We start from the raw sequence: 21776 nt of genomic DNA, 5'->3' as shown, positions 1-21776 counted from the left end.
ATACATAGGAAATATGAATAGATTATGACATATAAGAATAATAAACAGATATCAAAAATACTTGAAAATTCAAAGGTTAATAAAATGCAACAAAACATGGTTGTCATGTATCAGTTTGGTGAACGCCTACTTGTTTACAATGTAAACGTGTGTATATTGCAAATGATAAACGAATGTATCTGCAAGATTTTTAAGATGCATGTAATGAGATTTATAGGGGCAATGATATGAGCCAAGAAGAAAAGTTACCAAAGATTCTGATCGTTGAAGACGACGAGCGTTTAGCGCGATTAACTCAAGAATATTTAATCCGCAACGGTTTGGAAGTTGGTGTAGAAACTGACGGTAACCGTGCAATTCGTCGTATTATTAGTGAACAACCAGATCTTGTGGTCTTGGATGTCATGTTGCCGGGTGCAGATGGTTTAACCGTTTGTCGTGAAGTTCGTCCACACTACCATCAACTAATTTTGATGTTGACTGCACGTACTGAAGACATGGACCAAGTACTTGGTCTAGAAATGGGTGCAGACGATTATGTCGCTAAACCAGTTCAACCACGTGTATTATTAGCGCGTATTCGTGCACTATTACGTCGCACAGATAAAACTGTTGAAGATGAAGTTGCTCAACGTATCGAGTTTGACGACCTAGTCATCGACAATGGCGGCCGCTCTGTAACGTTAAACGGTGAACTTGTTGACTTTACAAGTGCTGAATATGACTTGTTATGGTTGCTTGCATCAAACGCTGGTCGTATTTTATCGCGTGAAGATATCTTCGAACGTTTACGTGGTATCGAATACGATGGTCAAGACCGTTCAATTGACGTACGTATTTCACGTATTCGTCCAAAAATTGGCGATGATCCTGAAAATCCAAAACGTATTAAAACTGTACGTAGTAAAGGTTACTTGTTTGTTAAAGAAACCAATGGATTGTAAAATCTGATTAAACTTCCTATAAGGTTGGTCGAGTGTTTAAACACAGTATATTCCTGCGAATATATGCGGGGCTGGTAATTCTTGTTGTTTTGGTGGCTGTTTTTGGGTATTTACTGGTACAAATTATCAACTACCAACGCGCACAAGAATACCGAGAATCTTTAACTGATGGTATTTCTTATGTCATTAGTGAAGGGGTCGCTCGACAACCTGGGAAGCAGCAAAAGATAGATTGGATTTCTGATGCATCTGATTTGCTCGAACTTCCAATTTACTATACTGATGCAAGTAAGGTTGAATTGTCTCGAACCGAGAAAAAGCGGATTGAAGCACAAAAATCTGTTGTTCGTTACGATGCCAGTAATAGCATTGCGTATGTCATTATTGGTTTGCGTGATGACCCACAACATTACTTATCTATAAAAGTCGACAAAATTAGTGAACGCCAAATGAAGGCTCTTCCTATTTTTGTACTCGACTACTTAATGTTTTATCCGGGGCAGGAACAAGAGTACCTTGCCAAGATTCAAAAACACTTTTCATATCCAATCAATATTCAAAACATTCAAGATGTAAATCTGGACTCTGAACAGATTGGGCGTTTACGCCAAGACCAAAGTGTCATGTTGTATAAAGATAGTGCAACAGTACGTGGTACGACCATTTCGATTGTCTCTCCAATCCCGAATCATCCTGCACAAGTGTTAGTGTTGGGTCCTGTTCCAATGTTTAACTGGATGCCTTTACAGCTTTCTGCGGGTATTACCTTATTTAGCTTATTCTTATTAAGTTTGGGTGTTTACGGTTTGATTTTGCCGCTAGAGCGCAAAATTCGACAAGTGCGTTATGCATTAAACCGTATGAAATCGGGTGATTTGTCATTGCGTGTTCCGATTGAAGGAAGTGACGAAATGGCTAACTTGGCTTCAAGTTATAACAATATGTCTGATCATATTCAGCGTTTAATTGAAGCTCAACGTGAGTTAATGAGAGCGGTATCTCATGAACTCAGAACGCCTGTGGCACGTATTCGCTTTGGTACAGAAATGTTAGCCGAAGAAGATGACTACAATCACCGTATGCATCAGGTCGACATGATTGATAAAGATATTGAAGCACTCAATACCTTAATTGATGAAATCATGACTTACGCAAAACTAGAGCAGGGTACACCTTCACTAGATTTTGCAGAAATTGTACTCTTTGAAGTGTTGGATCAGGTTGCAGTTGAAACCGAAGCGTTAAAAACACAGAAAGAAATTGAACTCATTCCACCACCTTTATATGTGAAAGTAGATGCAGAGCGTCGTTACCTTCACCGTGTTGTACAAAACCTAGTAGGTAATGCTGTTCGTTATTGTGATAACAAAGTGCGTATTACTGGCGGTATTCACAGCGATGGCATGGCTTTTGTCTGTGTTGAAGATGATGGTCCCGGTATTCCTGAACAAGATCGTAAACGTGTATTTGAAGCCTTTGCACGTTTAGATGATAGCCGTACACGTGCATCTGGTGGGTATGGTTTAGGTCTTTCCATTGTAAGCCGTATTGCTTATTGGTTTGGTGGTGAAATTAAAGTAGATGAAAGCCCAAGCTTGGGAGGCGCACGTTTTATCATGACGTGGCCAGCACATCGCTTTAAACAGCCGCCATTAAAGGCAAATAAAAAAGCACCTGCATAAGGTGCTTTTTTATTGGTTTATTTATAATTGAGTGGCATCAGGTTCTAAAATTGGTTTCCCGCTTCTTAAACTGTTTAGCGCATCTGTATTAAAGTCAATTAACAGCGAATTGTTTTTAGCATCGATTTGATATTTTTGAATAAGAGGCTGGTCTCCATTCAAAGTTTCAACTCTATATGAATCCGCAATATGTAAAATGCCTTCTAGATTTGTTGTGGTTGACGCGAAATCTTGTCTAAAAATTTCATAGACATCTCGCAAGTCAAAAATGGCATTATCTGCATCTGGATGTTTTTGAATATAGCTTTCTATATGTCGCACGAGTAATTGTGCAAACAAGTAATAGTCTGGTTTATGCGTATATTCTAGATTCATACATTTTTCTCCTTATTATCTGTTATTAGCATACATGGCAAAACAGAAGTTATTGTATAAAATTCATTACACTAGATGATGACTTTAAAATATTACAAAGAAATAAAAACTCGGTTACGTCCTTGGCGCTTTGCTTGATAGAGTGCGTCATCTGCTTCTTTAAACAAGCTTTCAATAGATCGGTGGTAGTTTGGAGAATATAAGCTAATGCCAATACTGACCTGTACAAAAATAGGTAATTTGCCATAAACATATATTGGTTGCTGACTAATTTTAATGCGTATTCTTTCTGCAAGTTCAAAAGCAGCTTCTTTAGTCGTGTCAGGAATAAAAATTGCGAATTCCTCACCTCCAAAACGACCCAGTAAGTCATGAGGGTGCAGAATATTTTGTATAGTGGTTACACAGGTTTGTAAGGCTCTATCACCAATCAAGTGACCATAACTGTCATTCACCTTTTTAAAATGGTCGACATCCAACATAAAAAATGCAGAGGTTTTATGTTCTTTTTGTACTTTTTCTTGGAGTAAACGAACCGATTGTAAAAACTGACGTCGAGTTAAACTCGATGTGAGTTCATCATGGGCAATAGCATGTTGTAATTTTTGAATTAATTCAGAATGAAGTGCACTAATACTGGAAACAGTAAGGGGTGCAATGGTCATCATGATTAGCCCTATACGGATAGAAATAGTATTGCTTAAATAATCTTGTGGATACAGTAATAAATAATGACCAGAGACATGATAAATAATATACGCACTCGTAAAAGAAGTAATGAGAGCCACAATAATGGGTTTATAGCGTATAGCGCACCAGATTAATGCGGCAATTGGATAGAGTAGGGAACCTGGACCTGAGTCATAATAACTGACAGCTATTGAAATGAGGACAGCCAATAAAGGCAGAAAATCAACAGCCTTTACATATACTTGATTACCTTTAATGTAGTTTTTTATTTTAAGATAAGGAGGGAAGTTTAAAATGATTGGCAATAACAGTAAGGCATTTTGAAGTTCTGATGTAACCCAATAACCAAATTCAGCCCAAAAGCTGCCAATCATAAATTTGGTATTAAACATCGGTACAAAAGTTGCTGCAAAAAAAGCACCGGTTATGCTACCAATACCGCACAGAGCAAATAAAACCAAGTAAGAATAGCCTCGATAGGCAGCTTTTATATAACGGCCAAATAACATTGCAAGTGCTAATGTCATGACGACATATAGGTAATTTGAGGCAGTTAAAATAAGGGTGAGAAAAAGAGGAGTGCCCTTAATTAAATCGGCAATCATGTAACCGATAAAAGCTCCTACAAAACTACCGACTTGTCGTGTTTGTGGAAATCGAATGAGTAGACCTAAAAATACGGAGTTAGCAGGCCAGAAAAATGCAAGAAAACTAAGAGGGCGAGATGCAATTCCAATAAAGCAGCATATTGAAATAATGAGAGTAAATAGGAAAAAAAACTTCAGGGAAGAAGAAAATGAAAATTCACGAAGTGAGTATGGCATCAGCTGCCCTTAATGATAAACACTCTTATCCAAGAGTAATAAAATATTAATGCATGATTAAACATTCATCATAATTCAGAGGGGAAGATGAATACAATAAAAAACCGTCTAATATTATAAAAAAGTAAGGTGTTTATTTTGACCGATTGAGCAATTGTGCAAATAATATTAAAAATCAAAAAATGAAAAAAATCATTACAACTAAGAAAACTATCAAATAAACCGATTATAAGCGGTGAAACCCCCTCTACAAGACATAGAACAATACTTTTGATTGGAAAATCATCCAAAAGACTAAGACGCTTCAACTAGCATGCGAAATTAGAAATCAGGTACAATTGGCGGGATTAATTTTGTGTTTGGTGTATTCAAAGGCCAATACATACATTCTTTGTTAAATAATAGGCCTGCCAGGAGTTATCCCCGCATGAGTGCCATTACTCCATACGACTGGGCGATTATCGCCTTCGTGATCGGCGTTACATTTCTTTGCGTCTTTATGCTCACAGTTCCCTTACTCCTCGGGGGAAAATCGTGGGGACGTGCTAAGCAAGAGCAGTTTGAATCAGGTGTCGTGAGTGCTGGTGGCGCTCGCATTCGCCTGTCTGCAAAGTTCTATCTAGTTGCAATTTTCTTCGTGGTTTTCGACTTAGAGGCCCTTTACCTCTATGCATGGTCTACTTCTGTGCGTGAAGTAGGGTGGTTGGGATATACCACTGTTGTAATCTTTGTCGTTGATCTATTAATTGCGCTTGTTTATGCCTTCTCTGTAGGTGTTTTAAGTTGGGCACCGGCAGATCGCCGTAAATTAGCTGGTGAGAAGATTAAAGTCGGTTCACCAACAATGGACATTGCTGAAATTACACGCTTTAACTCTATTGAAGAGCTCGTAACTGACCCTACTGGCCAGATTCCAGCCCAATCATCAGGTCGTGTTAAGTCAAAAACTACACCTACATTGTCATCTGAAAAGGAGTAAGTCGGGATGAAATATACTCTGACCCGCGCGAATCCGGATGCTGATCAATACCCATTGCAAGAACGCCAAATTGTGACTGATCCGCTTGAAGAGGAAGTGAATAAAAACGTATTCATGACTCGTTTAGAGGATGTCTTGCATACAGCAGTAAACTGGGGACGTAAAAACTCTTTGTGGCCATTTAACTTTGGTACCTCATGTTGTTACGTTGAATATGCAACGACTTTAACAGGCGTGCATGACTTGTCCCGTTTCGGTGCAGAGGTTATTCGTGCTTCACCTCGTCAGGCTGACTTGATGATTGTTGCAGGTACCTGCTTTGTAAAAATGGCTCCGGTTATTCAACGTTTGTATGAACAAATGTTAGAACCTAAATGGGTTATTTCAATGGGTGCTTGTGCAAACTCTGGAGGTATGTACGACATCTATTCAGTAGTACAAGGTGTAGACAAAATTATTCCTGTTGACGTGTACGTCCCAGGTTGTCCGCCTCGTCCTGAAGCATTAATTCAAGCGTTAATGCTTTTGCAAGACCAGATTCAATTAGAGCGACGCCCGCTTTCTGCCGTGATTGGTGATGATCTTCAGCCAGTGTATAAGCCAAAGATGATGCCAGAACGTGATCGTAAGAATGCGCAGCGTATTGCCGTTAAAAACTTACGCTCTATGGATGAGATTAAATAATTTTTTGACGGTGTTTTGACATATCTGACCGATATGTTCATCGAGAAAATTGACAGAATTTGTATTAAATAGGAAGCCAAGCCAATGGCTGAAACTGACATTGCTATGCCAGAATCAACACCAGTTGATTCACGCCCAGCATTTGCAATCGTAGAAGAGCTCAAAACCAAGTTTGGTGAGAACTTCTATGTGCAGGCGACTTTTGAAGAGTTTCCAACAGTCTGGGTTGAGCGCGCACGCGTGCAAGAAGTCCTCATGTTCCTGCGTAAAGTGGAACGTCCTTATGTAATGCTGTTTGACTTATCAGCGATGGATGAGCGTTTACGTCAACATCGTGATGGTTTACCAGCATCTGACTTCACTGTGTTCTATCATTTATTATCGCTTGAGCGTAATAGTGACATTCGTATCAAGGTTGCCTTGAACGAAAATGATCTTAGCCTCCCGACAGCGACAAATATCTGGCCAAATGCCAACTGGTATGAACGTGAAGCTTACGATATGTTCGGTATCAATTTCGAAGGGCATCCAATGCTCCGTCGTATCTTGTTGCCAACTTATTGGGAAGGTCACCCGCTTCGTAAAGAATATTCAGCACGTGCGACAGAATATACGCCGTATATGCAAGACAAAGCGAAGCAAGATTTCGAACAGGAACATTTACGCTTTGTACCTGAAGACTGGGGTCTTAAGCGTGGTAACGCTGATGAAGACTTCATGTTCTTGAACTTGGGTCCTAACCATCCATCTGCACACGGTGCGTTCCGTATTGTATTGCAGTTAGATGGCGAAGAAGTGAAAGACTGTGTTCCTGATATCGGTTATCACCACCGCGGTGTGGAAAAGATGGCTGAGCGTCAAACATGGCACTCTTTCATTCCTTATACTGACCGTGTTGACTACTTGGGTGGTTGTGCGCAAAACATGCCATATGTAATGGCAGTTGAACAGCTTGCAGGAATTAAAGTTCCTGAGCGTGCACAAGTGATTCGTGTCATGTTGAACGAATTGTTCCGTATTAATAACCACTTACTTTACTGTGGTACGGCAATTCAGGATGCCGGTGGTATGACACCAGTATTCTATATGTTCGCAGACCGTCAAAAAGTATACGACATTGTTGAAGCAATTACGGGTTACCGTATGCACCCAGCATGGTTCCGTATTGGTGGTACAGCACACGACCTTCCAAATAACTGGCAAAAACTTGTTAAAGAATTGCTAGAGTGGATGCCAAAACGTCTCAACGAATACTACACAGCTGCGCTTAAAAACTCTGTGTTTATTGGTCGTACACGTAATGTTGCTCAATACGATGCAAAATCTGCGCTTGCATGGGGTGTAACTGGTACTGGTTTACGTGCAACAGGTATTGATTTCGACGTTCGTAAATATCGTCCATACAGTGGCTATGAAAACTTTGATTTTGATGTGCCAGTTGAGTATGAAGGCGATGCTTACGCTCGTGTTCTTGTTCACTTCCGTGAAATTACTGAGTCACTCAAAATTATCAAACAGTGTTTGGATAACATGCCTTCTGGTCCATATAAAGCGGATCACCCATTGGCTGTTCCACCACCAAAAGATAAGACGTTACAAGATATTGAAACTTTGATTACGCACTTCTTGAGCGTGTCATGGGGTCCTGTCATGCCTGCTGGTGAAGCGTCATTCATGACTGAAGTTGTGAAAGGTGCAAGTACTTATTACTTGACTTCGGATAAGGCAACGATGAGTTATCGTACTCGTATCCGTACACCGACGTTTACTCACTTACAGCAAATTCCTTCAGTGATTAACGGCAGTTTAGTGTCTGACTTAATCATTTATCTGGCGACCATTGACGTGGTTATGGCTGACGTGGATCGCTAAGAGGTAACGCAAAATGATGATTCTGACTGATAAAAAACCACGTGTGAATGTTGAAGGGATTTTGACTGCTGAAGAAATCCATGAAATTGAACATCACATTGGTCACTATCCATACCCACGTGCAGCTTCTTTAGATGCATTAAAGTGCGTACAGCGCCGTAACGGTTGGGTAGATGATGCTCAAATGAACGCCATCGCACAATTATTGACGATTAGTGTGGCAGATTTAGAAGGTGTAGCAACGTTCTACAACCGTATCTATCGCCAGCCTGTAGGTCGTCACGTAATTTTGCTTTGTGACTCGATTGCTTGCTTCTTAATGGGTGCTGAAACATTAGCTGAAGCATTCCAGCGTGAATTAGGTATTCAGTTTGGTCAAACGACACAAGATGGTCGTTTTACACTGCTCCCAATTTGCTGCCTAGGCAACTGTGACAAAGGCCCAACGTTAATGATTGATGAAGATACTCACGGTTTAGTTGAAGTGACATCAGTCAAACAGTTATTGGAGAAGTATGTATGAATACTGAACCAAAACCAATTTATGGCGACGGTAATCCGGAAACTCATCCACTGACTTGGCGTTTAAGCAAACAAGATGCCGTACATAGCGCTGACGACTATGAAGCACTTGACGGTTATGCTGGCTTTAAAAAAGCATTAGGCATGAAACCTGCTGAAGTGCTTGAAGTCATTAAAGCTGCAACTGTAAAAGGTCGTGGTGGTGCAGGCTTCCCAGCAGGGATCAAATGGTCTCTTATGGCGCCAAACGATGGTGGCCCACGTTACTTGATCTGTAACGCCGATGAGATGGAACCAGGTACCTTTAAAGACCGTTTGTTGATGGAAAAACTTCCTCACCAATTGATCGAAGGTATGTTAATTGCAGGTTATACCTTAGAAGCAACTCAAGGCTATATCTTCATTCGTGGCGAATACATCGAAGCTGCTCAATACCTAAATGAGGCGCTTGAGCAAATTCGCGCTAAAGGTTACTTAGGTGACAACATTTTAGGTTCTGGCTGGAACTTCGAGTTACACGTGCATACTGGTGCAGGTCGTTATATCTGCGGTGAAGAAACTGCATTGATTAACTCACTTGAAGGTCGTCGTGCTAACCCACGTACTAAACCGCCATTCCCGCAAGTTGCTGGTGCATGGGGTCGTCCTACGATTGTGAACAACGTTGAAACTTATAACAACTTGCCAGCAATCATGCTTCGTGGTCCAGAGTGGTATATCGGTTTATCAGCTGGTAAATCAAAAGACCCAGGCACTAAGATTTATGGTGCGTCAGGTAAAGTTAAATTCCCTGGTCTTTGGGAACTACCATTTGGTACGACTGCACGTGAAGTAATCGAAGATCATGCCGGTGGTATGCGTGAAGGCTTAAAGCTTAAAGCATGGTTACCAGGTGGTGCGTCAACTGACTTTTTACCTGCAGATACCATTGATTTACCAATGGATGCTGAAACCATTATGAAAGCAGGTTCTCGTTTAGGAACATGTTTATTGATGGTGGTAGACGAGACTCAATGTATGGTGTCGTTGACCCGTAATCTTGAAGAATTCTTTGCGCGTGAATCATGCGGTTTCTGTACACCGTGCCGTGATGGTTTGCCATGGGCTGTTAAAGCGCTTAAAGCACTTGAAACAGGTGAAGGTAAGAAAGAAGATATCGATCATTTACAAGAACTTACTCGTAAGTTATGGATTGGTAAAACTTTCTGTGCCCACGCACCAGGTGCGATGGAGCCGCTTATGGGCGCACTCAAACATTTCCGTAGCGAGTTTGAAGCGAAAGTGACGAATCGTCCTGTCGTGCAAACTAGCAACGTAGAACAAGCTTAAGGGATTCGACTATGGCTACAATTCATGTCGATGGAAAATCGTACGAAGTCAATGGATCAGAAAACTTGCTACAAGCATGTTTATCCCTTGGCATTGATATTCCGTATTTTTGTTGGCACCCATCCTTAGGTTCTGTTGGTTCATGTCGTCAATGTGCCGTAACTCAGTATGCAAATCCTGAAGATACGCGCGGACGTCTTGTGATGTCATGTATGACACCAGCATCTGACAATACCTATATCTCGATTGAAGACAAAGAAGCAACGGATTTTCGTGAATCTATCGTTGAGTTCTTAATGACCAACCACCCACATGACTGTCCGGTGTGTGAAGAGGGTGGTCACTGTCATTTACAAGATATGACTGTAATGACTGGTCATGACCGTCGTCGCTATCGTTTTACTAAGCGTACACATTACAACCAAGAACTAGGCTCATTCATTGCGCATGAAATGAACCGTTGTATTGCTTGTTACCGTTGTGTTCGTTACTACAAAGACTATGCGGGCGGTACAGACTTTGGTGTGTTTGCCAATGCATCGCGTGTTTACTTTGGTCGTCCAGAATCAGGCACTTTAGAATCTGAATTCTCTGGTAACTTGACTGAAGTATGTCCAACAGGTGTATTTACCGATAAGACTCATTCAGAGCGCTATAACCGTAAATGGGATATGCAATATGCACCAAGCGTGTGTCATGGCTGTTCTTCAGGTTGTAACATCTCTCCGGGTGAGCGTTATGGCGAAATCCGTCGTGTAGAAAACCGTTTCAATGGTTCGGTTAACCAATACTTCCTTTGTGACAAAGGCCGTTTTGGCACAGGTTATGTAAACCGTGCAGATCGTCCACGTCAACCTCAGTTCCGTAATGGCGAAACAGTAGCAACTGTTTCTGTTGACCAAGCTTTAGATCAAGCAATTGCGAAACTTGAAGGTAAAAAAGTTTTAGGTATCGGTTCACCACGTGCAAGCTTAGAATCAAACTATGCATTACGTGAACTTGTAGGCCAGGCAAACTACTCAACAGGTGTTGCACAAAAAGAGCAAAAACTTGTTGAACTTGCTGCTTCAATCATGCAAACAGAAGGTATTTACAACCCGAACATGCGTGAAATTGAAAGCTATGATGCAGTATTAATTTTGGGTGAAGATTTAACCCAAACTGCACCACGTATGGCTTTGTCAGTTCGTCAAGCTGCGAAAAACAAAGCTCGCGAAATGGCTGCAAAAACACGTACGCCAGATTGGTTGGCTGAACCAGTACAACGTATTGGTCAGGAAGCGAAATCTCCGATCTATATTTTGGCTGCAACTCAAACTCGTCTTGCCGATGTTGCAACTGGTGAAGTTGTTGCCTCTCCAAATGACATTGCGCGTTTAGGTTTTGCAGTTGCTGCGGCAGTTAAAGGTGAAACAGTTAATGGTTTAGATGACGATGCAAAAGCATTTGCTCAAACTATTGCAGACACTTTAAAAGCAGCAAACAAACCGTTAATTATTGCGGGTACGAGCTTGCAAGATGCTTCAATTATGGAAGCTGCAGCAGAGTTAACACAAAACCTTGGGTCAAAAGCTGGTTTAAGCCTTGTAGTTCCTGAAGTGAACTCTATGGGCTTGGCATTGTTTGGTGGCTTAAGCCTTGAACAAGCATTTGCTCAAGACTACGACACACTTGTTATTGTTGAAAATGACTTGTTCCGTCGTTTACCAGCTGCTCAAGTTAAAGCAGCACTTGATAAAGCTGAAACAGTAATCGTGCTTGATCACAGCGAAACAGAAACTGTGAAACAGGCGGATATTGTGCTTTCAGCAGCAAGCTTTGCCGAAGGTGATGGTACTGTTGTAAGCCAAGAAGGTCGTGCTCAGCGCTTCTATCAAGTTTACGATCCAAGCTACTACAAACCTGAATACGCGATTAAAGAATCTTGGCGTTGGTTGCATGCCATTGAAACTGGTCTTAAAGGTAAGCCAGTTGATTGGACATTGCTTGATGACGTCATTGAAAGTATCGTTAAAAATGTTCCGGTACTTGAAGCAATTCAAGATGTTGCACCAGATGCAGGCTATCGTGTACATGGTTTGAAAATTGCTCGTGAACCACGTCGCTATTCTGGTCGTACAGCAATTCGTGCACCTTTATCGGTTCATGAACCTAAGCAACCGACAGACCCGGACTCAGCATTAACATTCTCTATGGAAGGTTATGTAGGTCCGCAAAAAGCTTCTTCGCTTGTACCATTTGCGTGGGCGCCAGGTTGGAACTCTCCACAATCTTGGAACAAATACCAAGATGAAGTGGGTGGTCACTTAAAAGGTGGTGATTCAGGCGTTCGTTTATTTGACCGTTTAGCAAAACGTCCAGCACGTAGCTATGTTGCTCCAACTGCAGTAGTTGCAAACCCTGAAAGCTTCCGTCTTGTACCAATGCACCATATTTTTGGTTCTGGTGAATTCACGATTAAAACACCTGCAATGGAAACTCGTATTCCTGAAGCTGTATTTGCTGTAGGCGAACAAGACGCAACGCGTTTGAACCTACAAGAAGGTCAACGTATTACAGTTAAAGCAGGCGAAACTACAGTGAGCTTACCTGTACAAGTAATTGAATATTTACCTACAGGTTATATCGGTTACCCAGTTGGTTTAGCACCGACAGTATCCTTAGCTGAGCCTGTTTCAGTGGCATTAGGAGTGTAATTCATGAATCAAGAAATTATACGTCAAACGCCACTTTGGGCTGAGAACTGGCCAATTGCTTATGCAGTGGTTCAAGCAGTTGTGATTTTGCTTGTCGTTGTACTTGTTGCTGCATTGATGTCTTTTATTGAGCGTCGTTTACTTGCTTGGTGGCAAGACCGTTATGGTCCAAACCGTGTTGGTCCTGGTGGTATGTTCCAGATCGTTGCTGACATGCTTAAGATCATGTTCAAAGAAGACTGGACACCAAAATTTGCCGATAAATTAACTTTCCGTTTAGCTCCGGCAGTTGCGATGGCAACTGCGGTGCTTTCGTTCATGGTTATTCCTGTAAGCCCTGCATTAGGTGTTGCAGACATGAGCATCGGTCTGTTGTTCTTTATGGCTATGGCTGGTATTGCGGTTTATGCAGTGTTATTCGGTGGTTGGTCATCAAATAACAAATATTCATTACTCGGTGGTTTGCGTTCAGCTGCTCAAACAATTTCTTATGAAGTGTTCTTGGGCATCTCGTTAATGGGCGTAGTTGCAATCGCTGGTTCATTTAACCTTCGTGAAATTGTTGAAGCTCAACGTGACGTTTGGTTCATCATTCCACAATTCTTAGGTTTCTTGATTTTCGTGGTTGCTGGTGTTGCGGTAACTCACCGTCACCCATTTGACCAACCTGAAGCAGAACAAGAATTGGCTGAAGGTTACCATGTTGAATATGGCGGTATGAAATGGGGTATGTTCTTCGTTGCTGAATATGTAAACGTTGTACTTATCTCTGCATTGATCGTGACTTTATTCTTTGGTGGCTGGTTAGCGCCATTCAATTTAGAAATTCCATTTATTCCACCAGTGTTCTGGTTTGTGATTAAAACAGCATTCTTCGTAATGATGTTTGTATTGGCACGTGGTTCTTTAATGCGTCCACGTTACGACCAAGTCATGAACTTCGGTTGGAAAATTTGTTTGCCGCTGGCGTTGGTTAACCTATTGGTAACTGGTGCTGTGATTCTGATGAATCAGGCCTAAGACAGCATGGAGTACAAAATGTATAAAATTCTAGCTGGAGTTGGGTCAATCGTTCGGACGTTATTCATGGTATTTACCCATGGTTTCCGTAAACGTGACACAATTCTTTATCCAGAAGTACCAGCAGAGGAAATTGTACCACCTCGCTATCGTGGTCGTATTATCTTGACACGTGACCCAGATGGGGAAGAGCGTTGTGTGGCATGTAACCTTTGTGCGGTTGCATGTCCAGTTGGCTGTATTTCACTGCAAAAAGCTGAAAAAGAAGACGGTCGTTGGTATCCGGAGTTTTTCCGTATCAACTTCTCTCGTTGTATCTTCTGCGGTATGTGTGAAGAAGCATGTCCAACGACAGCGATTCAGTTAACTCCAGATTTCGAGTTGGGCGAATACGTACGTCAAGACCTCGTATATGAGAAAGAAAACTTACTCATTTCAGGTCCAGGTAAATACCCAGACTACAACTTCTACCGTGTAACTGGTATGGCAATTAACGGTAAAGAGAAAGGTCAAGCACAAAAAGAAAGTGCACCAATCGATGTACGGAGTCTATTACCATGATGTGGCCGTTTTATTTGATGGCGCTCGTGGCCATCGTTTCTACGGTTCGTGTAGTGACTAACACGAACCCTGTACATGCATTGCTTAGTCTGATTGTTTCATTACTAGCTGTTGCTGGTATTTTCATGATCGTAGGTGCGCCGTTTGCTGGCGCCCTCGAAATCATTGTTTATGCTGGTGCGATTATGGTCTTGTTCGTATTCGTTGTGATGATGCTTAACTTAGGGCAACACACTGTGGAACAAGAGCGTAAATGGCTTTCTTCAGATGCTTGGGCATATCCAGCACTCATGAGCTTTTTACTTGGCTTGCTTTTAGTTTGGATGCTTGGTGGTGAATATACAACCATCTCTGCACCACTTGGAGCACAAGTAATTGGACCAAAAGTTGTTGGTCAAGCGCTCTTTACTCACTACTTATTATTGGTTGAAGTTGCCGCGATGTTATTGCTAGCAGCCCTTGTTGCAGCATACCACTTAGGTAAACGTGAACCAGGTGCAGAAGAGGAAAAAGAATAATGGGCCAGATCCCTTTAGAACATGGTTTGATTGTTGCAACCATTCTTTTTGCACTCGGTTTTTACGGTGTAATGGTGCGACGCAACCTACTATTTATGTTAATGAGCCTTGAAATCATGATGAATGCTGCTGCGTTAGCATTCGTTCTTGCGGGTAGCGTATGGGCACAACCAGATGGACAAGTCATGTTCATTCTGATTTTAACCCTTGCTGCGGCAGAGGCGTGTATCGGTCTTGCGATTGTCCTTCAGTTCTATCATCGCTTCCATCATTTGGATGTGGATGCTGCTAGTGAGATGCGCGGATGAGTTATTTATATCTAACAGTATTATTTCCGCTAATCGGTTTTATTTTATTGGCGGCAGGGCGTGATAAGCTCTCTGAAAATGTTGCAGCAATTATCGGTGTGGGTTCTGTAGGTTTATCTGCATTATTTGCATTGATTGCTGGTATGGCATTTACCAACAGCGGCCAACAGGTTTTTGTTCAAAACCTTTGGACATGGTTCAATGTTGGTGGTTTCGCTCCTGGCATTAGCTTACATTTAGATGGCTTATCTTTACTCATGATGGGCATGATCACAGGTGTTGGTTTCCTAATCCACATCTTTGCATCATGGTACATGCGTGGTGAAGAAGGTTATGCGCGCTTCTTCTCTTATTTCAACCTATTCGTTGCAAGCATGCTTGTGCTTGTATTGGGTGACAACTTAGCGTTGTTATTCTTAGGTTGGGAAGGCGTAGGTCTATGCTCTTACTTGCTGATTGGTTTCTATTATGCAAACCCTGCAAATGGTTGGGCAGCGATCAAAGCATTTACAGTTACTCGTGTAGGTGATGTATTCCTACTTATCGCTTTATTCTTGCTTTACCAACAATTTGGTACGCTTAATACTCAGTACATCGTTGAACACGCAGCAGAAGTCATGACGAAGAGTTCGTCACTTACTATCTGGACTGCATTAATGTTGTTCTTAGGTGCTGCTGGTAAATCTGCTCAAATTCCATTGCAAACATGGTTGGCAGATGCGATGGCAGGTCCAACACCTGTTTCTGCATTAATCCACGCAGCAACAATGGTAACGGCTGGTGTGTATTTATGCTGCCGCCTATTCAGCGTATTTGAGCTTGCACCTGAAGTGATGCAATTCATTTCGGTAACAGGCGCTGTAACTTTATTAGTTGCAGGTTTTGCTGCTCTCGTGCAAACAGACATCAAACGTATTTTGGCTTACTCAACAATGAGTCAGCTTGGTTATATGTTTATGGCTGTAGGTGCAGAAGCGTATCAAGCTGGCCTGTTCCACATGTTAGCTCACGCATTCTTCAAAGCATTATTATTCTTGTCTTCTGGTGCAGTTATTCTTGCTTACCATCACGAACAGAACATTTTCAAAATGGGCGGTTTGTTCTACAAAAACAAATTCCTATTTGCATGTTTTGCGATTGGTGGCGGTGCATTAGCAGCGATTCCATTCTTAACAATCGGCTTCTTCTCAAAAGATGCGATTCTTGGTGAAGTTTGGGTACAAGGTCAATCAATTGCTCTATACCACACTTTATATTGGGCTGGTGTAGCAGGTGCATTCCTGACTTCAATTTATACCTTCCGTTTAATCTGGGTTGTATTCTTCGGTAAAGAAAATACGCATTACCATGAGATTAAAGGTGCAACTTACTGGGCGCCATTAGGTATCTTGGCAGTATTGTCTACTTTTGTGGGTGCTGCATTAAAAGGTCCAGTAGCTAGTATTTTAAATACAGCAAAAATTCCTGAATTCCATGTTGCTGAACAATTTGTAGAAGGCATGCATGGGGCAGAGCATTTAGCTGTAGGCATTGCGCTTGTTGGTTTAGCTGTTGGTATTGGTCTATTTGCATTTGCTTACGGTGCAGTGAAATCGTTTGCTCAAACAAGTCTTGGTGCTGGCTTAGCTCATATTTGTCGTACTGCATTTGGTTTCGATGCGTTGTATGACATCGTTTTTGTTAAACCTTATTTATTCTTCGCCAAACTATTTGGTCGTGATCCGATTGACAGCTTATGGCTTGTTCTTCCTGCGCTTGTTAAAGGCGGAAACAGTTTCACAAGCTCACGTCAAACAGGTTCATTGCGTGAATACGCATCAAGCATGTCACTCGGTGTAGTGGTGTTATTGATGATCTTGATCGTTATTCAGGTAGTGGGGAAATAAAATGGAAAACAATTTAATTTTACCCGCGCTGATCCTTGTTCCGTTCATTGCAGGTTTTACTTGTTGGTTAGTCGATAAACTCGACAAAACTTTGCCACGCTGGATTGCCTTAATTGGTATGCTCATTACTTTGGGCTTAGGTCTTGCACTTTGGCAAAATGGTACTTATAGCTACGAGTTAGGCTCAAAAGTCCCAACTTGGTCAGCTGAGTTCTATTTACCTTGGATTAAGTCTCTCGGTATTGGCATTCACTTAGCAGTGGATGGTTTGTCTTTACTCATGGTGTTGTTAACAGCTTTACTGGGTGTACTTGCTGTTGGATGTTCATGGGGCGAGATTCAAAAGAATGTTGGTTTCTTCCACTTAAACTTATTATGGAGTTTAGGTGGCGTTATTGGCGTGTTCTTGGCAATTGATTTGTTCCTATTCTTCTTCTTCTGGGAGATGATGCTTGTACCAATCTACTTCTTGATTGCGTTATGGGGTCATAAAGGTTCAAACGGCCGTTCACGTGTTTACGCTGCAACTAAGTTCTTCTTATATACGCAAATCGCTGGTTTAGTGATGTTAATCGGTATCCTTGGCCTTGTGGTTTATGGTTACATGATGACTGGTATGATCGGTTTTGATTACAACTATTTATTAGCTGTAGCGAATCGTTTACCTGCTGGCTTCGCGTATGGTTTCATGATCTGCTTCTTTATCGGTTTTGCAGTGAAGTTACCAGTTTTCCCATTGCATGGCTGGTTACCAGATGCGCATGCTCAAGCTCCTACAGCGGGTTCTGTAGACTTGGCTGGTATCTTGATTAAGACTGCAGCGTACGGTTTGCTCCGTTTTGTAATTCCATTCTTCCCGGCAGCTTCTGCACAGTTTGCAGATATCGCGATTATTTTCGGTTTGATTGGTATTTTCTACGGCGCTTGGTGTGCTTACCAGCAAACTGACATGAAGCGTTTACTTGCGTATACGTCGATTTCACACATGGGCTTCATTTTACTTGCAATCTATGCAGGTAATATTTTGACCTTCCAAGGTTTAATGATCATGATGTTGGCACATGGTTTGTCATCTGCTGCATTGTTCATTATGTCTGGTCAAATCTACGAGCGCTTGCATACACGTGATTTGCGTTTGATGGGTGGTCTTCGTGGTCAACTCCAATACTTACCATTCTTCTTAATGTTCTTCGTAGCTGCTCTTGTTGGTGTGCCAGGTTTAGGTAACTTTATTGGTGAATTCCTGATTTTGATGGGTTCATTTAATAAATATCCTGCCTTCACGATTCTTGCTTCTATTAGCCTTGTATTTGCAGGTTTATATGGCTTGATCTTGATTCACCGTGCTTTATTTGGTGAGCCAAACCCTGAACAAAAGCAACACTACACTAGTCCATTAAAAGACTTATCTGCTCGTGAAGTTGTTATTTTGATGATTTGTGCGATTGGTCTCGTTTGGCTTGGTATCTTCCCGCAAACATTCTTGGATGTATCTCATTCAAGTATGCAGTGGTTGGTCAATAGTTATGTGCCAGTACAAGAAGTCGTTGAAACTGTTCAGCAAACAGCTACTCAACTTGACCATGTGGAGATCCAATAATCATGAACTTCACAGTATCATTCTCTACGCTTATGCCTTTAGCACCGGTGATGATTGTTGCTTTGACAACAGTCGTCGTCATGTTGTTAATTTCAATTAAACGTAACCATAATTTAATCGCAACAACTTCTGTTGTCGGTTTAAACCTTGCTGCACTTTATATCTTGCTAGAACTATTTGGCGGTAAATTTGTACCGGCAAATGTGATGGGCATGTTTATGGTTGATCCATTTACTTTGTTCTATCAGTTCATGATTCTAGTTGCATCATTGGCTTGTTGTACTTTGTCTCATGCTTATATCGAGACTTATAAAGACAACCGCGAAGAACTCTATCTTCTGTTACTTGCTTCTGTAGCTGGTGCAATGTTGATGGTTGCAAGTTCTCATTATGCATCTTTCTTCATTAGCCTTGAGTTAATGTCGATTCCTGTATATGGCTTACTTGCTTATACATATCAACGTAGTCAATCGCTTGAAGCGGGCATTAAGTACCTTGTGCTTTCTGCAACAGCTTCTGCAATGTTGTTGATGGGTATGGCGTATATCTACGCTTATACTGGTTCGCTTTCATTCTATGATTCTGTTCAAGCTTTATTTGGCGCAATCAAACAGCCAATGGTGTTATTAGGTTTAGCACTTATTATCTTTGCTGTTGCATTCAAATTATCGCTTGCACCGTTCCACAAATGGACACCAGATGTATATGCAGGTGCACCGGCTCCAATGGCAACTTTTTTAGCGACTGCTGCTAAGGTTGCGACTATTGGTTTGTTCGTACGTTATTTGCTTGCTTCTGGCGCAATCATGGTGAACTCGCTAGTGACTGTTTTGACAATCATTGCCGTATTGTCAATTTTAGTCGGTAACTTGCTCGCTGTTCGTCAAGTGAACTTAAAACGTATTTTAGGTTATTCATCTATTGCTCACTTTGGTTATTTGTTAATTGCTTTAATTAGCATGACATATGCGAGCTTAGGTAGTGTAACTGTGTATGTGGTGACTTATGTATTAACCACTATTGGTGCCTTTGGTGCAGTAGCGTTAATGTCTAGCCCATATAACAACGTAGATGAAGCTCAAAGCCTTGCAGACTACCGTGGTTTGTTCTGGCGCCGTCCAGTACTTACAGCAACATTAACAGTCATGATGTTATCTTTGGCTGGTATTCCATTAACAGCGGGCTTCATTGGTAAGTTCTTGGTTGTTATGGCTGCTGTAACGACTCAACACTGGTTCTTAGCTGCAATGATTATTGTAGGTAGTGGCATTGGTTTGTATTACTACTTACGTGTGATGGTTGTTATGTATATGACTCCACCTGAAACTCCTCGTATTGATGCTGATGCACATTGGGGACAAAAAGTGGGTGGTTTAATGGTGTTGGCTGCTGCTGCATTAGTGATTATTTTGGGTGTATATCCAGATCCAATGATTAATTTGGCATTAAAAGCAGAAATTTTATCTCCATTACATTTCATGCTTTCACAACAGCAATAATTCTTGTGTACAAAAAAGCCTCCAAATATGGAGGCTTTTTTTTATTGATAGTTAAAAAAAGATTATAATAAATACGTTTTTATATTTTTAGGTAACATCTGTGGCCATTCAAGAAATTCGTCACCCACTTATTCGTCATAAATTAGGTTTATTACGTCGTGCTGACATCAGTACTAAGAATTTCCGTGAGCTTGCTCAAGAAGTGACTATGTTATTGACATATGAAGCAACCAAAGATTTACCAGTTGTGGATTGTGAGATTGAAGGTTGGGCTGGCAATGTTACTACTCAGCGTATTGCTGGTAAAAAAATAACGATTGTACCAATTCTACGTGCAGGTATTGGTATGCTTGATGGCGTACTTAACCTGATTCCAAGTGCCAAAGTCAGTGTGTTAGGTCTTGAACGTGATGAGGCTACGTTAGAAGTACGTACTTACTATAAAAAGTTAGTTCCAGATGTGGCGAACCGTATTGCGATGATTATTGACCCAATGTTAGCAACGGGTAATTCTTTAGTTGCTGCCATTGATGTGCTAAAGGCAAGTGGTTGTAAAGATATTCGTGTTATGGTGTTAGTTGCAGCTCCTGAAGGAATTGCAAAAGTAGAAGCAGCACATCCCGATATTCAGCTTTATACTGCATCTATTGATGATGGCTTAAATGAACATGGTTATATTGTTCCTGGTTTAGGCGATGCTGGCGACAAGATTTTTGGTAGTGTTCAAAAAGATTAATTTTTGACATAGCAATAAAAAGAGACTTCATCAAACCGTATATTTTTTTAAGAGCGGAATTGAAAGTCTCTTTTTATTTACCGCAACGATTGGATGGGAAAAAATAGGGGAAAGATCATGAAGCAAGAGTTTTATGTTGGAAGAGTAAAACAATATAACGCCGATAAGGGATTTGGTTTTATTTCAACCACTGAAGGAGATATTTTCTTTCATATTTCTGATTTCCCTGCATCAGAAGGTGAGCCAAAAAGAAATGAAAAAGTAAGATTTCTTGCAGCGGATAATCAGGGGAAATTTAAAGCGATCAAAATTGAGCGTGTGGACCCAAACCCTGCAAAAACTAAAAAAAATAAAATTTCGGAACACAATAAAGCGATTACCAGTGAGTTATTGTCAAATTTCCGACGCTAGGTGAACTAAGTCTTATGCATTAAAATTACTTAAATAATGTATTAAGCAATTACTTTGGTTGGTGTTTAAAAAAATTGAGAGATTTAGCATTAAGGGAGATATAAGTTTCCCTTAATTTTCTTAAAACGAATAATAAAATTAAAAAAAGGGGAAATATGAATCAACGGGGAAAAATCAAACGCAGCAAATTCAAGCTGAGTTCAAGTGAATACATCAGTATATTTACCGTTATGGTCTTAGTCATTGTTGCGTGTGTGAGTTTTATGGTATTGCACTATCGTCAGGAGGCTCAACAACGTGCATCACATGAAAAAGTGCAATTATTAATACAGCAACAGAAGCAGATTATTAAGGAACAGCGCGCAGCTTTGGGTAAATTGCCGGATATTCAACTATCTGAGAAAACGAAAAAGGCTTTAGCATTTACTCCTCAAACAGTTGCTTCTCAAACAGCTCCAGCCCCGGAACGAGTAAATGATGAAACATCTGTTTTTCATTGTGATGGGCGTGAGTATTGTTCGCAAATGCATTCTTTAGAAGAAGCACGTTGGTTTGTAAGAAATTGTCCGAACACTAAAATGGATGGTGATCATGACGGTGAGCCGTGTGAAAATGACTCACGATGGCATTAGAAAATCAG

21 protein-coding genes are annotated in these 21776 nt (G+C 41.1%); 19 read left to right on the top strand and 2 right to left on the bottom strand.

The features are described 5' to 3' along the window. Positions 1–24 precede the first annotated feature (24 nt). Genes J671_RS0104440 through bfmS form a run of 3 tightly spaced genes read left to right on the top strand, consistent with a single transcriptional unit; the run spans position 25 to position 2626 of the window. Positions 25–231, top strand: a complete 207-nt coding sequence (locus J671_RS0104440; RefSeq protein WP_017393245.1) for a hypothetical protein — start codon at positions 25–27, stop codon at positions 229–231. Further along, entirely contained in the window at positions 228–944 is a 717-nt protein-coding gene (bfmR, locus tag J671_RS12515) for a response regulator transcription factor BfmR (protein WP_031982398.1), read from the top strand. The genes J671_RS0104440 and bfmR overlap by 4 nt, the downstream gene beginning before the upstream one ends. A 32-nt stretch (positions 945–976) precedes the next feature. After that, complete coding sequence (gene bfmS, locus J671_RS12510) at positions 977–2626, top strand: sensor histidine kinase BfmS (RefSeq protein ID WP_004710386.1); 1650 nt, start codon at positions 977–979, stop codon at positions 2624–2626. A gap of 21 nt (positions 2627–2647) precedes the next feature. Here bfmS and J671_RS12505 read toward each other — a convergent pair whose 3' ends face one another. Beyond that, positions 2648–3001: a hypothetical protein gene (locus J671_RS12505; RefSeq protein ID WP_002050462.1), complete on the bottom strand. Its 354-nt coding sequence runs from the start codon at positions 2999–3001 to the stop codon at positions 2648–2650. Between the two features lie 92 nt (positions 3002–3093). Beyond that, a complete protein-coding gene (locus tag J671_RS12500) occupies positions 3094–4515 on the bottom strand; it encodes a sensor domain-containing diguanylate cyclase (protein WP_006581144.1) in 1422 nt (473 codons plus the stop codon). Between the two features lie 427 nt (positions 4516–4942). Here J671_RS12500 and ndhC point away from each other — a divergent pair, with 427 nt between their 5' ends. The 16 genes from ndhC (at position 4943) to J671_RS12420 (ending at position 21768) form a co-directional block, all read left to right on the top strand. Further along, complete coding sequence (ndhC, locus tag J671_RS12495; protein ID WP_031982397.1) at positions 4943–5494, top strand: NADH-quinone oxidoreductase subunit A; 552 nt, start codon at positions 4943–4945, stop codon at positions 5492–5494. A 6-nt stretch (positions 5495–5500) separates the two neighbouring features. Beyond that, positions 5501–6178, top strand: coding sequence for a NuoB/complex I 20 kDa subunit family protein (locus J671_RS12490; protein ID WP_002050353.1), 678 nt, complete (start codon positions 5501–5503; stop codon positions 6176–6178). Between the two features lie 84 nt (positions 6179–6262). Further along, positions 6263–8050, top strand: a complete 1788-nt coding sequence (gene nuoC / locus J671_RS12485; RefSeq protein ID WP_002050296.1) for an NADH-quinone oxidoreductase subunit C/D — start codon at positions 6263–6265, stop codon at positions 8048–8050. Between the two features lie 13 nt (positions 8051–8063). Further along, positions 8064–8573: an NADH-quinone oxidoreductase subunit NuoE gene (gene nuoE, locus J671_RS12480; RefSeq protein WP_002050341.1), complete on the top strand. Its 510-nt coding sequence runs from the start codon at positions 8064–8066 to the stop codon at positions 8571–8573. Then, positions 8570–9901: an NADH-quinone oxidoreductase subunit NuoF gene (nuoF, locus tag J671_RS12475; RefSeq protein WP_002050452.1), complete on the top strand. Its 1332-nt coding sequence runs from the start codon at positions 8570–8572 to the stop codon at positions 9899–9901. Before nuoE ends, nuoF begins: the two co-directional genes overlap by 4 nt. Before the next feature lie 11 nt (positions 9902–9912). Then, the gene (nuoG, locus tag J671_RS12470) at positions 9913–12597 is read left to right on the top strand and encodes an NADH-quinone oxidoreductase subunit NuoG (protein ID WP_004710381.1); all 2685 of its coding nucleotides are present in this window, start codon (positions 9913–9915) and stop codon (positions 12595–12597) included. A gap of 3 nt (positions 12598–12600) precedes the next feature. Further along, positions 12601–13617 carry an NADH-quinone oxidoreductase subunit NuoH gene (gene nuoH / locus J671_RS12465; RefSeq protein ID WP_002050372.1) on the top strand — a complete coding sequence of 339 codons (1017 nt, stop codon included), beginning with the start codon at positions 12601–12603 and terminating at the stop codon, positions 13615–13617. Between the two features lie 18 nt (positions 13618–13635). Further along, on the top strand, positions 13636–14178 hold the full coding sequence (gene nuoI, locus J671_RS12460) for an NADH-quinone oxidoreductase subunit NuoI (RefSeq protein WP_000276693.1): 543 nt from the start codon (positions 13636–13638) through the stop codon (positions 14176–14178). Continuing rightward, complete coding sequence (nuoJ, locus tag J671_RS12455) at positions 14178–14696, top strand: NADH-quinone oxidoreductase subunit J (protein ID WP_014205902.1); 519 nt, start codon at positions 14178–14180, stop codon at positions 14694–14696. The genes nuoI and nuoJ overlap by 1 nt, the downstream gene beginning before the upstream one ends. Next, positions 14696–15004 carry an NADH-quinone oxidoreductase subunit NuoK gene (nuoK, locus tag J671_RS12450; protein WP_000529822.1) on the top strand — a complete coding sequence of 103 codons (309 nt, stop codon included), beginning with the start codon at positions 14696–14698 and terminating at the stop codon, positions 15002–15004. The genes nuoJ and nuoK overlap by 1 nt, the downstream gene beginning before the upstream one ends. After that, positions 15001–16890 (top strand): NADH-quinone oxidoreductase subunit L, encoded by a 1890-nt coding sequence (gene nuoL, locus J671_RS12445; RefSeq protein ID WP_006581142.1) that lies wholly within the window; start codon positions 15001–15003, stop codon positions 16888–16890. Before nuoK ends, nuoL begins: the two co-directional genes overlap by 4 nt. Before the next feature lies 1 nt (position 16891). Continuing rightward, positions 16892–18490: an NADH-quinone oxidoreductase subunit M gene (gene nuoM / locus J671_RS12440; protein WP_002050326.1), complete on the top strand. Its 1599-nt coding sequence runs from the start codon at positions 16892–16894 to the stop codon at positions 18488–18490. Between the two features lie 2 nt (positions 18491–18492). Further along, positions 18493–19989, top strand: a complete 1497-nt coding sequence (gene nuoN, locus J671_RS12435) for an NADH-quinone oxidoreductase subunit NuoN (RefSeq protein ID WP_002050422.1) — start codon at positions 18493–18495, stop codon at positions 19987–19989. A gap of 100 nt (positions 19990–20089) precedes the next feature. Beyond that, complete coding sequence (gene upp / locus J671_RS12430) at positions 20090–20725, top strand: uracil phosphoribosyltransferase (protein ID WP_002050313.1); 636 nt, start codon at positions 20090–20092, stop codon at positions 20723–20725. A gap of 117 nt (positions 20726–20842) precedes the next feature. Continuing rightward, complete coding sequence (locus J671_RS12425; RefSeq protein ID WP_002050402.1) at positions 20843–21136, top strand: cold shock domain-containing protein; 294 nt, start codon at positions 20843–20845, stop codon at positions 21134–21136. A gap of 155 nt (positions 21137–21291) precedes the next feature. After that, positions 21292–21768: an excalibur calcium-binding domain-containing protein gene (locus J671_RS12420; protein WP_004710373.1), complete on the top strand. Its 477-nt coding sequence runs from the start codon at positions 21292–21294 to the stop codon at positions 21766–21768. The last annotated feature ends 8 nt before the right edge of the window (positions 21769–21776 follow it).

The sequence above is a fragment of the Acinetobacter sp. 1130196 genome, assembly GCF_000588095.1.
In the GTDB taxonomy this organism is placed as follows: Bacteria; Pseudomonadota; Gammaproteobacteria; order Pseudomonadales; family Moraxellaceae; genus Acinetobacter; species Acinetobacter nosocomialis.
The sequence above is the reverse complement of the archived record's forward strand: the minus strand, read 5'-3'. Positions and strand labels throughout refer to the sequence as shown.

Excerpts from the sequence above, each read along its gene's own strand:
- J671_RS0104440 (WP_017393245.1), top strand. The coding sequence starts at position 25 with ATGACATATAAGAATAATAAACAGATATCAAAAATACTTGAAAATTCA.
- bfmR (WP_031982398.1), top strand. The coding sequence starts at position 228 with ATGAGCCAAGAAGAAAAGTTACCAAAGATTCTGATCGTTGAAGACGAC.
- J671_RS12505 (WP_002050462.1), bottom strand. The coding sequence starts at position 3,001 with ATGAATCTAGAATATACGCATAAACCAGACTATTACTTGTTTGCACAA.
- J671_RS12500 (WP_006581144.1), bottom strand. The coding sequence starts at position 4,515 with ATGCCATACTCACTTCGTGAATTTTCATTTTCTTCTTCCCTGAAGTTT.
- ndhC (WP_031982397.1), top strand. The coding sequence starts at position 4,943 with ATGAGTGCCATTACTCCATACGACTGGGCGATTATCGCCTTCGTGATC.
- J671_RS12490 (WP_002050353.1), top strand. The coding sequence starts at position 5,501 with ATGAAATATACTCTGACCCGCGCGAATCCGGATGCTGATCAATACCCA.
- nuoC (WP_002050296.1), top strand. The coding sequence starts at position 6,263 with ATGGCTGAAACTGACATTGCTATGCCAGAATCAACACCAGTTGATTCA.
- nuoE (WP_002050341.1), top strand. The coding sequence starts at position 8,064 with ATGATGATTCTGACTGATAAAAAACCACGTGTGAATGTTGAAGGGATT.
- nuoF (WP_002050452.1), top strand. The coding sequence starts at position 8,570 with ATGAATACTGAACCAAAACCAATTTATGGCGACGGTAATCCGGAAACT.
- nuoG (WP_004710381.1), top strand. The coding sequence starts at position 9,913 with ATGGCTACAATTCATGTCGATGGAAAATCGTACGAAGTCAATGGATCA.
- nuoH (WP_002050372.1), top strand. The coding sequence starts at position 12,601 with ATGAATCAAGAAATTATACGTCAAACGCCACTTTGGGCTGAGAACTGG.
- nuoI (WP_000276693.1), top strand. The coding sequence starts at position 13,636 with ATGTATAAAATTCTAGCTGGAGTTGGGTCAATCGTTCGGACGTTATTC.
- nuoJ (WP_014205902.1), top strand. The coding sequence starts at position 14,178 with ATGTGGCCGTTTTATTTGATGGCGCTCGTGGCCATCGTTTCTACGGTT.
- nuoK (WP_000529822.1), top strand. The coding sequence starts at position 14,696 with ATGGGCCAGATCCCTTTAGAACATGGTTTGATTGTTGCAACCATTCTT.
- nuoL (WP_006581142.1), top strand. The coding sequence starts at position 15,001 with ATGAGTTATTTATATCTAACAGTATTATTTCCGCTAATCGGTTTTATT.
- nuoM (WP_002050326.1), top strand. The coding sequence starts at position 16,892 with ATGGAAAACAATTTAATTTTACCCGCGCTGATCCTTGTTCCGTTCATT.
- nuoN (WP_002050422.1), top strand. The coding sequence starts at position 18,493 with ATGAACTTCACAGTATCATTCTCTACGCTTATGCCTTTAGCACCGGTG.
- J671_RS12425 (WP_002050402.1), top strand. The coding sequence starts at position 20,843 with ATGAAGCAAGAGTTTTATGTTGGAAGAGTAAAACAATATAACGCCGAT.
- J671_RS12420 (WP_004710373.1), top strand. The coding sequence starts at position 21,292 with ATGAATCAACGGGGAAAAATCAAACGCAGCAAATTCAAGCTGAGTTCA.